General features: G+C 41.4%; 6 protein-coding genes. 5 read left to right on the plus strand and 1 reads right to left on the minus strand.

The annotated features are described in order from the left end of the window. Nucleotides 1–38: 38 nt before the first annotated feature. The 5 genes from KEM09_RS18870 (at nt 39) to KEM09_RS18890 (ending at nt 13,839) form a co-directional block, all read left to right on the plus strand. Nucleotides 39–7,631 carry a S8 family serine peptidase gene (locus KEM09_RS18870; RefSeq protein WP_212230685.1) on the plus strand — a complete coding sequence of 2,531 codons (7,593 nt, stop codon included), beginning with the start codon at nt 39–41 and terminating at the stop codon, nt 7,629–7,631. Between the two features lie 77 nt (nt 7,632–7,708). Then, nucleotides 7,709–8,134 carry a DUF4625 domain-containing protein gene (locus KEM09_RS18875; RefSeq protein WP_212230687.1) on the plus strand — a complete coding sequence of 142 codons (426 nt, stop codon included), beginning with the start codon at nt 7,709–7,711 and terminating at the stop codon, nt 8,132–8,134. Nucleotides 8,135–8,310: 176 nt separating this feature from the next. After that, the gene (locus KEM09_RS18880; RefSeq protein WP_212230689.1) at nt 8,311–11,406 is read left to right on the plus strand and encodes a SusC/RagA family TonB-linked outer membrane protein; all 3,096 of its coding nucleotides are present in this window, start codon (nt 8,311–8,313) and stop codon (nt 11,404–11,406) included. 14 nt (nt 11,407–11,420) lie between these two features. Further along, a complete protein-coding gene (locus KEM09_RS18885) occupies nt 11,421–12,797 on the plus strand; it encodes a RagB/SusD family nutrient uptake outer membrane protein (protein ID WP_212230691.1) in 1,377 nt (458 codons plus the stop codon). 88 nt (nt 12,798–12,885) lie between these two features. Continuing rightward, nucleotides 12,886–13,839, plus strand: coding sequence for a Calx-beta domain-containing protein (locus tag KEM09_RS18890; protein WP_212230693.1), 954 nt, complete (start codon nt 12,886–12,888; stop codon nt 13,837–13,839). Nucleotides 13,840–14,292: 453 nt separating this feature from the next. Here KEM09_RS18890 and KEM09_RS18895 read toward each other — a convergent pair whose 3' ends face one another. Next, nucleotides 14,293–15,894 (minus strand): T9SS type A sorting domain-containing protein, encoded by a 1,602-nt coding sequence (locus KEM09_RS18895; RefSeq protein WP_212230696.1) that lies wholly within the window; start codon nt 15,892–15,894, stop codon nt 14,293–14,295. Nucleotides 15,895–15,954 lie beyond the last annotated feature (60 nt).

Raw genomic sequence — 15,954 nt, forward strand, 5'->3', positions numbered from 1 at the left:
GAATCCTTTAATCAAGGAGTGGAATTAAACAACTAGATATGAAACTAAAATTACAACACACTTTTCTGCTAATAGTTTTTGTACTGCTAGGCAATGCACTAATAGCGCAGAAATATGTTGATGGAAAGCAAAGAGGCGCGATTCGTGTGAAAATGCACGCCATGCTTCAGGCTAACCTGAAGAGTATTAAAACAACCCGCAAGGGAGTAGAAACAGGAATAGTAACATTTGATGCTGTGTCGCAACAGGTGGCTGCTTATAATATGAAAAGAGTATTTCGCTACTCGCCAAAGTTTGAAGAGCGGCATCAGCAAGCGGGGCTACACTTATGGTATGAAATTGAATTTGATGAAAACTTAAACCCGGAAGAGGTGGCTCGTCAATACAATCAATTACCAGAGGTGACTTCAGCAACAATCATTCCTGAGGTTACATTGATTGGTGGAGACATCGAACCTCAGATAAGTAGTAGCGAAGCCGTAGCTGCATTTAATGATCCTATGTTGGCAAAGCAGTGGCACTACGACAATGATGGCTCGCAAAGTTGGGCCGAGCAGGGAGCTGATATTAATCTGTCAAAAGCCTGGGAGCTTGAAACAGGTTCATCAGATGTGATTGTAGCCATCATTGATGGTGGTGTGGAAGCTGATCACCCTGACTTGAAAGATGCCATGTGGATTAATGAAACAGAGCTAAATGGTATCGAGGGTATTGATGATGATGGCAATGGGTATGTTGATGATGTTTATGGATATAACTTCGCTAAGAAGAATGGCAGTATCACAACGCATTACCATGGTACACACGTGGCTGGGACTGTTGGAGCTGTAAGTAACAATGGAGAAGGAGTATCTGGTATTGCAGGAGGAGATGGAGTAAATCCTGGTGTGCGCTTAATGTCATGTCAGGTGTTTACCGAAGATGGCGGAGCCGGTGGTTATGCCGAAGCGATTGTATATGCTGCCGATATGGGTGCTGTTATTGGCCAGAACTCCTGGGGATGGAGTACCGATGGTGCTTATGATCCGGCTGTTTTGGAAGCCATCGATTATTTCAACGCCAATGCAGGTTCTTATGCAGGAAGTCCAATGAAAGGCGGTGTATCCATTTTTGCTGCAGGTAACCTAGGGTACGAGTTAGATATTTATCCAGCAGCTTATGAACCATGTATCGCGGTTGCTTCTATCGGACCAGACTTCAAAAAAGCACCTTACTCAGTCTATGCTGATTGGGTAGATGTGAGTGCTCCCGGAGGAAATGTAAATCTAGACAAAGAAGCACAAGTACTAAGTACATATGGCGATGGTGGTTATGCCTGGTTACAGGGAACGTCTATGGCTTGTCCTCATGTATCCGGTATTGCAGCTTTGGTGGTCTCTAAGTTTAAAGCGAGCGATTTTACTGCAGATAAACTAAAGCAACACTTGCTAACATCGGTGCATGATGTGGAGCCTTATCAGGTTGAGAGTGTAAAAGGAAAAATGGGGAATGGTTACATTGATGCCTGGATGGCTCTTCAATCTGGCGATCCTTCAATTGCCCCTGATCCTGTAAGCGGGTTCAGTGTACAAACTTCACAGGATTTTGCCACATTTATCTGGACGGTTCCTGCTGATGGCGACGATGAAAAAGCCGTTAGTTATAATCTTTACTGGAGCAAAGAACCATTCACCGAAGCTAACTTGCAATCGGCAGGCTCAACAGTGGTGAATAAATTCTTTGCCAATGTTGGCGAGGAGCTTAACTATAGTATTGATAAGCTGGATGCCCAGACCAACTATTATTTTGCCATAAAAGCATTCGACCGTTGGGGAAATGCTTCTGAATTATCTGAGGTTGTGATGGTGGCGACCAATAATGGTCCTGAGATTGTGTTGGGCGATGAGGTGGCCTTTACAATTGATGTTAAAACAAATGCTGCAGCATCGGAAGTGTATAGCTTCCAGAATGTTGGAGAAGGTGTATTGAACTGGAGAGCTCACATTGGCTTGGACAGTTTAAGCCTGGCCCCATTTGCCGAAAACACAGTAAGCTATCCAAACTTCATTTCGGCGCCGGTGTTAACCGGTGTTGGTTCCGACAATGTATTGGTTGATGGCATTGTGGCTACGCCTAACTATGCGTCCATTGATGAGCGTATGCGTTATGTTGAATATTCGACCAATGCCACAAAAATTATTGGAGAAAATGATACAACCATAACCAACTCAGCTGCTACCTGGTATCAGGTAACCGAGCCAGAAGGATTTAATTTGACACATATGTGGCTCAACCTGAAGGTGAATCCTGAGACAGGACCTATCGTTGTGGAGGTGTGGAAAGGTTCAGTATTGCGCGATGCTGAATTATTGTCTGCTCAAAACTACAAAACAAAAACTGCTGCATGGACCTCTCATTACGTGCAATTGGAAGAACAGATACACTTTCAGCAAGGCGATGTATATTGGGTGGTTGTACATATTCCATCAGGTAACTTATATCCTTTAGGTATTGCAGAAGAAATGTCTGAGGAATATTCTGAGAGATGTTTCATGAGCTTTAATGGCGGGCAATCATGGCGTTCATTGGCTGCCGAAATCAATAAGGACACATACGTTTGGTCGTGGGTGATGCAAAGCACTATGAACGACTTAGGTGATTACATTACGTTTACACCAGATGAAGGTGTGTTAACAAGTGGAAGCACACAAGAGCTGGCTCTTGATATAGATGCCAGTAATCTGATTGATGGATACTACGAAGATAATGTGGTGATCATGTCTAATGATCCGAAGAATCCGGTTGTTAGAGGAAAAGTTAAGTTTGATGTTACAGGACACGATCCAAAGCTTAATTCTGCCAAAACAGTAGATTTCGGTAACGTATTTGTTGGAGCAACAAAAACAATTGATGTACAGATTGCCAATGAAGGCTTAAGAGGTTATCAGTTGCCGACCAATGGCTATACTTCAAGCAATCCGGATGTATTTATTACTGATGAAATAGTAAGCGGTGAAACAATACCTGCTCTTTCTGAAGGTTGGGTGCGTATTACTTTTGCACCAAATGCCGAGGGTATATTTAACAGTACAATTAGCCTTACAAACAATCAGGGCTACTCGCATTCATTCACTGTACATGGAGTATCTGTTTTACCAGCTAACATTATAGTTGCAGATAATGAATCAGGTACATCTGAAGTAACCATTGCAGGTGATTTAACAGTGGGCGATGCCATTGCCAACCGTACATTCACAATTACCAACTCGGGTAACTATCCGCTGCACTACAAAGTGCCTAAGTTTGCGCCTGACTATGAGGTAGAAGGATTGGTTAAACCTATCAACAATTTTGGCTATACGTATGATTATGCTTTAAAAGCAGAAACGCCAGATCCGGTTGAGCACAACTGGGAAGATATTATAAGTACCGGAACGCATATTGTTGAAGAGTTAAGAGGACCTAAGTTTGCTGTTCAGACGGATATTGGTTTCTCATTCCCGTTCCGCGATCGCTTCTATAATAAAGTTTGGGTGAATGAGCAGGGAGCTTTGATATTCGGCGAAGAAGGAGACAAAAACCTGGATTGGGTATCTGGTTCGGAATTAAATCCAACCTGGTTGCGTGATTATGATATGGTGACTGCGGTGATGATGCAAGCCAGTTTCCGTGATAACTCTCAGATTTGTTACCGTCGTGAAGATGGTATGTTCCGTGCACAATATAAAAATGTGGTGTATGGCAACACAGTAGGTGTAGATATGCAGATAGTGCTGCACGCCAATGGTGATGTTGATATTTTATTTAAGAAATCTGCTTACAATTCATCCTACCTAATCGCTATGGTTGATAAGGATAATAGCGATATTGCATTTATCTCTAACAGTCAGTATATAGTGCCGTTGGCTGGAGGAATCAAGAGTATGAATTCTTATAACGAATTTTTTCACTTCTACCATCCGGGAGAAAATATGATTATGGATGTCACCAATCCATCAGGCACAGTACAACCTGGTGAATCAGTGAGCTTAGAAGTATCTTTTAATACAGAAAGTGTACTGCAGGATACTGTTTATGAGCGTTTAGCTATTGTCAGCAATGATCCGGACAGTCCAGTGACTAAATATACTGTCAATGCTAACTTTGTAGCAGGTGGCACACCAGCTTTAACGGCTGAAGAAACAAGCATTGATTTTGGAGATGTATTTAAAACAGATGTAGTAGAATACATTACCAAATTAAGTAACTCAGGAACCGCTGAGATTACCATTACCGATATTCAGTTTCAGAATAATGGAATGTACAGCACCAGCAAAGCGGCAGAGCTGCCACTTGTGGTTAAGGCTCGTCAGTCGGTTAATATTCCTGTCATGATTCATACAGGTGTTCAGACCGATGTGGCTGCGGGTCAGCTTAACGACATCATGATCGTAACCGATGAAAACGGAGCGACTTATGAAATTAATCTCACCGGTAATGTGGTGGAGAATCCGCTGATTAGTGTTACGCCTGTTGAAGGTATTACACAAACATTGAATGCTGGCGAAACCATTGACCGTCAGTTTACCATTGTAAATGACGGAGCCGGAGAATTGGAGTATGCTTTTGTACCTAACTTGTGGTGTTACTTAAAATCAACCGAAGGTGCGGCAGTAGCTGACTTTAAGGAGTTTGATTATGTGTTTGATGAAGGAGATGGCAAACAGTATATCGATATTACCGAAAGTGCTGCACATACCAACCTGGAATCTAAGTTCCTGGATGATTTCATCCCGTATTTTACTTTACCATTGAAGAATGAATATGCTTATTTCGGTCAGAAGTATAGCACACTGTACATTTCGTGTATGGGATGGGTGTCATTTATCGAGCCAGATATTACAGATTTTTCATACCGTCCATTACATATTCCAATTGTTGATAAGATGCCGGGTGTAATTGCACCAATGGCAGCTTTCCACCTGCCATACTACTATTCACAGCGCCAGAAGCAAGGAATCTATTACCAGGAAGAGAGCGATAAAGTTATCGTATCATGGGAAGATTTTTATCCTGTTGCGGGTGGTCGCATCGAATATAGCTTCCAGGTGGTTATTCACAGCACCGGACAAATCGATTTTAATTACAAAGATTTGGAGCGTCCAAGTATCGCTGCTGTCATTGGGGTTGAAAATCCAAATGAGGAAGATGGCTTGCTTATCTGGCGTGATTACATGCCAACAATGCCAAACAATAGCGAAACATTATCTTATTCTATTTTCCCGGTTGAGAAGAAGCGAATAGCGGCTAACAGCTCTCAGGTTATTGATCTTACCTTGGACGCCACAAGAGTGAACGATGGTGTATATACTAAAGATTTCAGAATCATTAACAATACTGTTGGAAGTCAGGAAGTAAATTTACCAGTTGAACTGACTGTTGTTGGAGAACCTGAACTGGGCGTGCAAGGCAACGATGCCGGTATGGTTTGGTACGTCGCAGGGGAGGCGTATACATCTAACTTCACAATTCGCAATACCGGAACCAAAACCGTTTATTTGGACCATGCTTTATTAGAGCAACATCCTGAATTACAAATTGATTACACATACGCTGAAGTACTGGATAGTCGTGGTAATGTGTTAGTTCCTGCAGGTGTTGTGCCAATTCTTGATTTTGTTGGTCAGGAGGCTTATGTTGAGGTGTGGGGTCGTTTTGGACCAGTACCTTACCTGGTTGGAGATGGTACTAAACTGGCACCTGGCGATGAGTGGAATCTGAGGATGACGTATACACCAGCTGCACCGTCGTTGGCAACATCAGTATTGCGATTGATTGATGCAGATATGGCCGAAGCATTTAGCTGTCCGTTGTCTATCGAAAGCAAAATGCCACCAGCTATAACTGTAAGTGATGATGTTGTGACGGTGAATGCCGATGACGAGTCACTTGTTACCAGTCGCGATTTAGTTATTGGTAATATCAATGGTTCGGGTACGCTTGAGTGGAACATTGACCTGATTTTCAATAGAGGTCAGCAGGCAGAGGCTACAACAGCCAGTGCTCAGCTAAAGGCTACCAACTCATCAGAACAACTGCAAAAAGGAGAAGCCACACAAGCGGAAGTATCTTTAAAGGCTGCTGCTGCAACTTACAATCGTACCTTAAGCTATACCGATGCGACAGCTAAGAACAACAATATTGGTTTTGGAGCAGGCTTAGCCTTTGTGTCTGGTACTCGTTTCGAAGCACCTGAAAGTGGTTATTTATTGTCTCATATTGAAACTTTCTATATCCGTGAGAGTGTACTGAATGGAGTTATCTCGGTTGAGATTCGAGCAGGTGGAAGCAGTATTGTTGATGCCATTCCAGTGGGTAAAGGACATTTAAACCTTGCCTTTGACAATGCAGATTCAGATGTGGGCGAGTTTGTAACGATTGAATTGGATGATCCGGTTTATATATATCCTGGTGAAGATTTTTATGTCATCATCAATTATCCATTGGGTATCAGTAAGCCACAAGGTGTGGTATATACCGATTTCGACCAGATTGTACCTAACCGCTATTTCTTTAACTACCAGAATAACTGGTTTGATATGAATACTCAGCAAGGCTTCCAAGACATGGTGTTTATGGTGCGTGCTCACGAGCTTAGCTACGAAGAAAAAACATGGGTAAGTATAGCGCCTGGTCAAATGAATGGTACAACTGCTGTCGGACAGGAGTCAAGCATACAGCTTAATTTTGTGGCAGCCAATGCACAAGAAATTCGAAACAATGCACAGTTGAAGATTTCGAGTAATGATCCAATCAATAATGAGTTAGTAGTGGATGTGAATCTACTAATGAATGAAGCTCCTTATGCTGAGTTGATTAGCGGAAGTCAAAAGGTGGAAGAGACACAAATCGCAACGCTTACTTTTAAAATAACTGATAACGAAGGGGATGCAGTAAGCAACGAGTTGGTTACTGATATCGACTGGATCAGTTATCAGGATAACTCGAATGAGGTTGTACTTACCGCTACTCCGGGTTATGATGCTCAGGGAGTTCATCGAATTGAGGTTGTTTCAACAGACGAGCATGGTTTACAGCGTAGTACACCTTTTGATATACAGGTTATTAATGTCAATCGCACTCCTGAATTTGCAGTGGCACTTAAAGATACCACGGTAATGTGGGAGCATGGCGATTTCGAAATCGACTTTTCAGAAGTGATTACGGATATTGATAATGATCCGATGATCTACTCCATTACTGTTGATAATGAAGATGTACTGGAGTTATTATACAATGATGGAAGAGCGATTCTGAAGCCTGTTATGATTGGCGCAACAAATGTTACGCTTACCGGAAAGGATGTTCATGGCGCTCAGGTGCAAGGAAGCTATACTATTACAGTGATTCACCGTACGGGTGTTGATGACAATGCTATCGCAGGCTTGGAAATATATCCTAACCCGGCAGTTGATGTTCTTAATATCACCTGGTTTGACAATGCGGCCGAGGCGAATCTGAGGTTAACGAATGCAACAGGTGCGGTAGTGCTTGAACAACAAGCCGCCGGAACTTCAAGCCAGTTGAATATTAGTCATCTGAGTAAAGGAGTTTACATGCTCGAGATGCGTGTGGGTGAGCAAGTAAATGTACAAAAAGTGGTTAAAAATTAATAAATAGGTAAGGCATAGATGGAGGGGAATTACACTTGTAATCCCTTTCCTTCCAGCCTGATAAATTACTATATGTTATGAAAAAGTTACTAAAAAATATAGCAGCCCTCATCCTAATCATAGTTAGTTTAAATGCTTGCGGTTCAGATAGTGAAGGGGCAGATTTAACAAAACCAACAGCTGATATTTCGTTAACACGCGAAAGTGGAATCTATTCACCAGGTTCTTCCATATTAATCAATGCAGATTTTATGGATGATCAAGCTTTGAAAGAATGTCAGGTGACTATTGCTAGTATCCGCTCACTGAAAGGATGGGATACTGACTGGGATGCCGAGATGTACAAAATACCGTTGTCGGGTAAAGAAATGAGTTATACAAGCACCCGCGTGCTGGAAGATATTCCAGCCGATATTTATTATGGCGATTACCAATTGTCATTCAAAGTGTTGGATGAATCAAACAATTACACCGTTTATACAATAGATATTACGATCGAGTAAAAGCACTTCCTAGTGAAGAGGAAGCAAACTAATAGGTCGGAAACATCCTGTTTCCTCTTCACCATCAATTAATGATACAATACTGGATACAATATATTTTGGTGCAGAAATTAATTCTGGATTTGTAGCTCTGTACCAATAAGAAGGGACTAGTTCAAATATTAAAAACTAAATTTATGAAACGTGTTTTACATGCGTTATTGTTCTTCTTTGTTTTAGGAGTTGGGGTAATCAGTGCCCAAAACCAAACAATTACAGGAACAATAACAGATGCTGCTGATGGTTCGCCCATACCGGGCGCAACTATTTTGGTAAAGGGAACAACCATAGGAACCATAACGATGTTTGATGGTACTTATACGTTAGAAGTTCCTGCTGATGCCGATGTTCTGCTTTACTCTTTTGTGGGTATGAAAACCCAGGAGATAGCCATCGCTGGCCAAAACATAATCAATGTGATGCTTGAAACCGAGTCTATCGGCGTTGAAGAGGTGGTGGTTTCGGCCTATGGTACAAAGGGCAAAGTAGGCTTAAAAGGGGCCATCTCGGTGGTTGAAGCCAAAGATTTGGAACAAGTGCCGGTAGCGACTTTTGATCAGATGCTGCAGGGAAAAACAACCGGATTGCAGATATCAAGCGGTTCAGGTCAGCCTGGTTCAAGTAATACTAAGGTACGTATTCGTGGTACGGGTTCTATTATGGGTGGTAACGACCCGCTTTATGTGGTAGATGGTGTACCGATTGAAGCCGGTGCATTTGCCAGTTTAAATGCCAATGATTTTGAAACCGTGAGTGTTTTAAAAGATGCCTCTTCCACTGCCATTTATGGTTCACGTGCAGCTAACGGAGTGATCTTGATCACCACTAAACGCGGAAAAGAAGGAAAGACAAAAGTAAATGTGCGCCACCAATCAGGCGTTTCGGTTAAAACGCAAGAGAAGTTCTCGATGATGAACACCCAGGAAAAGCTATGGTTTGAAGAGATTGCCAAAAAAGGACCTGGATGGGAATTGAGTCAGTCTAACCCGCTTTATAACTCCCTTTCATCGGATGCTAAGAGGCATCAGGATGCTGAGCTGGCACGTTTAAGAGGTATCGATACCAATTGGCAGGATATCATATTCAGGATGGGGCAAACGCATAGTACTGAAGCTAACTTTATGGGAGGTAGTGAGAAAACAAAGTTCTATGTATCCTTTCAGAATTATTACCAGGAGGGTTTATCAAAGCGTTCTGATATCAACCGCTACTCGGGCCGTATCAACCTTGATCACCAAATATCTGATAAAATTAAAGTTGGCTTGAACTCCAGTATTGGCAAATCAAAAATTAACCGCATCGAGAGTGAAGGGGGCATTGCCCTGCAAAATCCATTTGCAGCCGTTTATCTGGCTAACCCCTGGGAAGCACAATACACCGAAACAGGCGCTTTAAATAGTGGTAAGTATTTATACCAAAATCCATTTCTGACTGAAGATGAAAATGCGAAGCGTTATGGCGAATATGGGAATGTAGGTTCCAACGTATTAGACCAGATGATGTATTCGACATACATTTTGGAAGAAGTGAAGTTTGTTGGGGCATTAAACCTGGTTTGGAACATTACAGAGCATCTTTCAGCCAAGACACAATATGGACTTGATTACCGTCAGAATGTTACAGAGCGCGAGATTCGTCCGGAGGCCTATTCAGCACAGCTGCTCAATGATGGTGAATCGGGACGTGATGGCCAGTTGAGTGGCTCGTTTGGCCAACGAACAGAAGCTAACTTTACCAATACCTTGGACTATAAGCGCATGATAAGTGACCGTCACCTGTTTTCGGCAGTAGTTGGATCTGAATACATCCACCGACAATCTTTTGGATTTGGCGGAACAGGTTATGGATTGGACCCCAAACGACCAGGTTCATTTGCTGCTATCACTCCTATTGATTTAGGCTCGCCAACGACAGAAAGTAATTATTACAGAACAAGTTTCAGTGGTGGCGAAAGTGAGAGAAAGTTATTCTCATTATTTTCGCTAGTCAACTATACTTACAACGATAAATATACTTTAAGTGGTAGTTTGCGCCGCGATGGCTCTTCAGCTTTTGGTGCTGACAACCAGTATGCCATTCTTTATTCGTTTGGTCTTACCTGGGATGTGACGCGCGAGGATTTTATGAGCAACTATCATTGGATTAATAACCTAAAGTTTCGAATCAGTTATGGCTTAACCGGCAATCAGATGGGGCTGGATGATTTTGAAACTCTAACAACCTGGGGACGATCACGGTATGTTAATAAAGAGGGATACGTCTTAAGTCGTTCAGGTGATCCTACTTTGCAATGGGAGATTGCAAAGAAGTTCAACATGGGTTTTGATTATAACTTATTTGCCAACCGCCTCAACGGGTCAATAGATGTATATAATGATATCACCGATGAGTTATTTGTGGTTCAGAAATTCTCATCATGGGCAGGTGTTCCGGGGAATGCTAAAAAAACCAATGCCGGTAAAGTAAGAAACCGGGGAGTTGAGGTGTTGATTAATTACGATGTCATACGTAACAGTGGGCTGACATGGACCATAGGTACCAACTTTTCATACAACGATAATGAGGTGCTTGACCTTGGGCAAGTGAGCGAATTCGAGTCAGGTACCTCTATTGTGCGTAAAGGCTTGCCACTAGGTTCACACTACACGGTTGAATGGGCTGGTGTCAACCCGGCCAATGGTAATGCCATGTATTACACTAAAGATGGCGAATTAACCGAAAATTACAGTGCTGATGACAATGTGGCTGAGTTTGGAACGTTCAATGCCCCAATTAGTGGTGGTTTCAATACGCGTTTAAGTTATAAGGGTATTGAATTAAGTGCACAGTTCAACTACGCATATGGCTACTCACGATTTAATAACCAAACATTTTTCCAGGAGAACCCGAACTTTGCTCAGTACAATATGTCAACAGCCATGTTGGATGTATGGCAGCAGCCAGGTGATATTACCGATATTCAGGGCGTGCACTCACCACGTCAGTTTTCATCAAAAGATATTGAGGATGCTTCATTTATACGCTTGCGTAATTTAATGCTGGCCTATAACATTCCCACACGCTTGTTAAAACGCACCGGTTTTATTGAAGGATTCCGTATTTACGGACAGGCCCAAAACTTATTGACATGGACTAAATGGACGGGTTTTGATCCGGAGGACAGTGATAATATTGCCAAATATGAGTATCCAACGCCACGCATCTTTTCAATTGGATTGGATTTTACATTCTAAAACCTTGCTTACTAATGAAACAATATAGATTAACATTAATATCCACTGTAATTGGCCTATTAACACTAGCAACTTCATGTGACTTGGAGCTGTCGCCAGTGGATGAAATTTCAGATGATAAAGCCTTTATCACAGTTGAAGATTTGGATAAAGGGAGAATTGGTGTAATGACCCATTATGGTGGGTTTAGTGCCATTGGTACAACCGATAGGGCCAGTGATGATTTACGTTATTCAAATTCTAACCGTGGTGAAGGTGTGGCAATGCACGATTGGGTGTATAATGCCTCTACGAGCGATATATTTGGTACCTGGGATGGTAATGCTCACTTAGTTGATGCAGCCAACCGTATTATTGAAATAGCCGGACAATTTGATGCTGAAGATCCTATTGTTCAGAAAGCGATAGCGGAGTGTTTATTTGCCCGCGCGTTTGGTCATTTTGAAGTGTTAAGAGCCTATGCGCCAGATTATGCACCCGATGCCATTGGAATACCTTATATGCGTAAATCTGAGCTGGTGCAGCCAGCTCGTCTGAGTCAAAAAGAAGTATACCAGTTTATTCTCAAGGATATTGATGAAGCTATTCCGGCTTTGGACCAGTATGCCGAGGGTAATTATCTGGTTAGCAAGTCGGCCGCTTATGCCCTTAAAGCGCGTGTAGCACAATACATGGGCGATTGGAATATGGCCATCAATGCGGCAGATAATGCGGTGGGTAACGGAGGCTATCGATTAGCTGAAATTGATGAAGTACACCAGGTTTGGGATGATGAGGTAGATGGCGAAGTTGAAATTATCTTCAGAAAACAAATCCTGAAATCCCGACTAGGTGATTATTATACGTCAAGCTCCAATGGCGATATACATTTTCATCCATCATACGCCCTAATGGATATGTATGAGGAAGATGATATTCGTAAGCAGATTTATTTTGGCAAAAATGAAAGCGGAAAAGATGTGGTGGCTAAGTATGACGGACGTAAAGTAGGTGAAACCAACGTAGTGGACCTTAAATATTTTAGGGCGTCAGAGATGTTGCTGATAAAGGCTGAAGGTTATATAAACACCGATCGTCTGCCTGCCGCCGAGGCAGAAATTAATTTACTGCGCTCCAAACGCATTATTTCACCTGACCCCATTGATATGACAACAAGGGAATTGGCAATGAAAGTATTGCAGGATGAGCGCCGAAGAGAGTTGGCTTACGAGGCGCATCGCTTTTACGATTTGCGTCGCTGGAACCTGGGTATTGAGAGAACCGATGAAGATGCCCCCAGTGGTCGTCCAAAGGTGTTAGAAGCAGGTGATTATCGTTTTGTATTTCCAATACCTCAGGATGAGATGTTTGCCAACGATAACATGGTGCAAAATGCAGGATATAGTAACTAAAGGTTGATTTGTATTAGTCGATGGGCACTGATTATATGTTAAACTGTGTAATTATCCCATCGATTAAACGCTCTAAAAAACAACAATAATGAAGAAAATAAATAAAATAATAGCTGTGTTTATTGCAGGACTTATTCTTTTTAGTTCCTGCGGTGAAGCCGAAAAGCAGACATTTAAAGATAAGGATGCTTTTTTTGGTTTTGAAACAACTTCATCGGTGATGTTGGAAAACGATATTCGTACGCTTCGCATTCCTATTGCCTTAGCCAAAAGCACTGGAGTAGGTGAGGTAACCTTTGAAGTCGTTACTGAGGATTTTTCTAACCCGGCCATTGAAGGTGAGGATTTTACAATTAAAAATGCAGGCAATACAGTATCCTTTGAGGGTGACTATATTAAGAATGTTGAGATTAAGATGATTGACAACTACCTGCGTGACGGGGACAAAAAATTTAAGTTGGTACTGAAAGAGAACAATATTGGAGCTACCATTGGTTTAGCTAATGAGGTTAAAACAGAGCATATTGTCACCATTAGTGATAATGAGCACCCACTAGCTGCGCTCATTGGCGTTGATTTTGAATCAACCGAACAGTCGATAAGTAAAGATAATGATGGTGATCAAATTGCACCTTATGTGCTACCTGTTGAGATCAGACCGGAAACAGAAGAAGGTCGTGATGATCTCCTGCTGGTAAAAGGTTTGCTGGGTGTTGCACAGGAAGTAAGAATGCGTTTTGATTTAGAAACCGGCATTGTGACACTTGAGAAGAATCAGAATTATACCGATGTTTTGGATCCGTATTTTGGGATAAATATACAGCTGACTTTTTTCGGTTGGGAGTGGTATGTTAAAGAAGATGGCACTGAGGGTGTGAAACGCTTTGATGAAGCTGTTGGTACTTTTGATTTGGACAAGCGGGAAATCGTATTTGAACAAGGTTATCTGGCGCAGATTACTGCTCCGGGCGACCATCCTTACTTAGGAAAGGCCTATAATACTCTGGTGATTGAGCACTCACGAATTGCCAAAAAACAATAAGAGCTCATTTAATTATTCTATATCAATCTATTGGGCCACTCCATGTTGGGGTGGCCTTTTTGCGATTGTATTTCGACGATACTATCCAGTTTAGTATCTGTGCAGAATAACGTAAGATTCTTCACTTCATGGCTGTTATACTTCCCTTAAGCAAGCTTTTGAGTCAACATGTTAATTTATTAAGCGCTTGTTTTCAAAATAGCAAAGCCGAATCAGATGGTTTAAGAATTAATCTATTTAGCTGCACTTCTATTGTTAGCAGGTTTATATAATAACTAAATTAATTAGCGATGATAGGCACCTTGTATCTTATTTTTAGTTGATGACTAATCATCCAATGGGCTTGTATTCTTTTGCAAGCCATTTCGAATGCCTTATAGTGAGCTATCGCTAGGTACAACAAAAAAGGGCCACTCTAATGAGTAGCCCCGAAGTAAAACTGCCTGAACAAGCTTATTTTACCATGATCTTCACAACTTTAGTATTGCTTCCTTCGCTGATTTTCAGCAGGTACACTCCCGATTGTACGTTGTAATCAATTTGTCCGTTTATTACTGCACCTTGCTCAAGCAAGCTGCCCGATACACTGTAAATTTCGTATGTTGCATTTGTATCTATACCAGCAACGTTTACATAACCGTAAGATGGGTTTGGTGATACGGTGATTGAGTTATCAATAGCTCTTTCTATTGAAGTCGCTGTGCCAGCTGGGTCATAAACGAATAGCTCCTTGTAAGTTGATGAGAATGTCCCATCTCCGTTGTCAATAGCATCAGGATCTTCAGCTGTGAAGTAAATCTTATCATTGAATGGATAAATGCCAGAAATAAAGTTTAGGTCAGTGGTAATCTGCTTTAGTGTAGTTCCATCATAAGCCCATAATGGTGTAACTTTATTTGCGTAATCATATGGAATTGAATTATATTCGCCTTCAAAATACATAATACCATTACTCACTACCACGTTAGATGCGTTTCTTATTTCAAAACCAACATTTAACTCCTCAACTGCATTGGTTGTAGCTGTTGGATCACAAAGAAAAATGCTCCAGGTGTCAGCTCCAGCTGCTTTACCTTTAACCACTAGCTTACCATCAAATACTCCTAATATATCAGTATTGTTTGCGCCTGTCTCTAGCCCATCATTTACTGCAGTAACTAATTCAGCACTATAGCCATTAGATTGACTTACCATCCAAATTTGACCTTTGCTATCATTTAGGTAAATAACACTATTAAGTTCTGTAAAGTTTTCTGGGTTACTAGCATCTGGATATCCATTTCCATCAGCATCACCAGGAGCAAGATCAGAATAGACGATGTTATGACCCATTATCATATGATTGTAGGTCACAATCAGTTCAGTTCCTAAAGAGCCATCAGCCTTATCGCCTGCTATTACAATTACCTCATTAGCAGGCCCGTTAAGCAATAAAGGTTTTGTAGAAGCTAACTTGTACTCTCCTTTTTGATTTGGAATTATGGCAGGAGCTTGTGATACATCGCCATTCCATTCGATTAAGTAATAATTATCATCTGTTTCATCAGCAGGGTCTCTATGAATCCAAACAACATTTTCACCTGTAAGACCAACAAAACGATTATGTAAGTTATTTTGTGGTAACCAGTCAATAGCTACTTCTTCAGATGTTCCGGCAATATCATTTATTTTAAATAACTTTTGCACACCTGATCCATTGACAGCAACACAATAAATTTCGTCTTTTAATACGAAGAACTTTGAGGGATTAGAACCATTTTGATAGCCTTTGCTATCAACGCCTTGATATAAATCTAAAGGTAAGAAGTTGGAGGCTGTTCCATCTGTTACAAACGGTTCAAAGATATTCTTTGGAGGAAAAAACATTGGGTTACTAGATGGCTCTTGATCAACAACTCCTGAGAAAACCAGCATACTGCTATTGCTAATAATGTCTGTTGGTGTCGCACCATAACCTTTATCTGCATCATGGTAATCTTTTACTATTTCCACTGTCTGTCCTATTGCCATACTGCTTATGGCACATAAGAGAATAATTAAGTAATTTTTTTTCATAATGTATTATTTAAATGTGTTAGTTCGCATAGGTCACTATGCAAAAACTGAATGTAGATC

Origin of the sequence: Carboxylicivirga mesophila (assembly GCF_018271975.1) — a bacterium.
In the GTDB taxonomy this organism is placed as follows: domain Bacteria; phylum Bacteroidota; class Bacteroidia; order Bacteroidales; family Marinilabiliaceae; genus Carboxylicivirga; species Carboxylicivirga mesophila.

What these genes read in the sequence shown, in the direction of transcription:
- KEM09_RS18870 (WP_212230685.1), top strand. Translation starts at nt 39, where the DNA reads ATGAAACTAAAATTACAACACACTTTTCTGCTAATAGTTTTTGTACTG.
- KEM09_RS18890 (WP_212230693.1), top strand. Translation starts at nt 12,886, where the DNA reads ATGAAGAAAATAAATAAAATAATAGCTGTGTTTATTGCAGGACTTATT.
- KEM09_RS18875 (WP_212230687.1), top strand. Translation starts at nt 7,709, where the DNA reads ATGAAAAAGTTACTAAAAAATATAGCAGCCCTCATCCTAATCATAGTT.
- KEM09_RS18885 (WP_212230691.1), top strand. Translation starts at nt 11,421, where the DNA reads ATGAAACAATATAGATTAACATTAATATCCACTGTAATTGGCCTATTA.
- KEM09_RS18880 (WP_212230689.1), top strand. Translation starts at nt 8,311, where the DNA reads ATGAAACGTGTTTTACATGCGTTATTGTTCTTCTTTGTTTTAGGAGTT.
- KEM09_RS18895 (WP_212230696.1), bottom strand. Translation starts at nt 15,894, where the DNA reads ATGAAAAAAAATTACTTAATTATTCTCTTATGTGCCATAAGCAGTATG.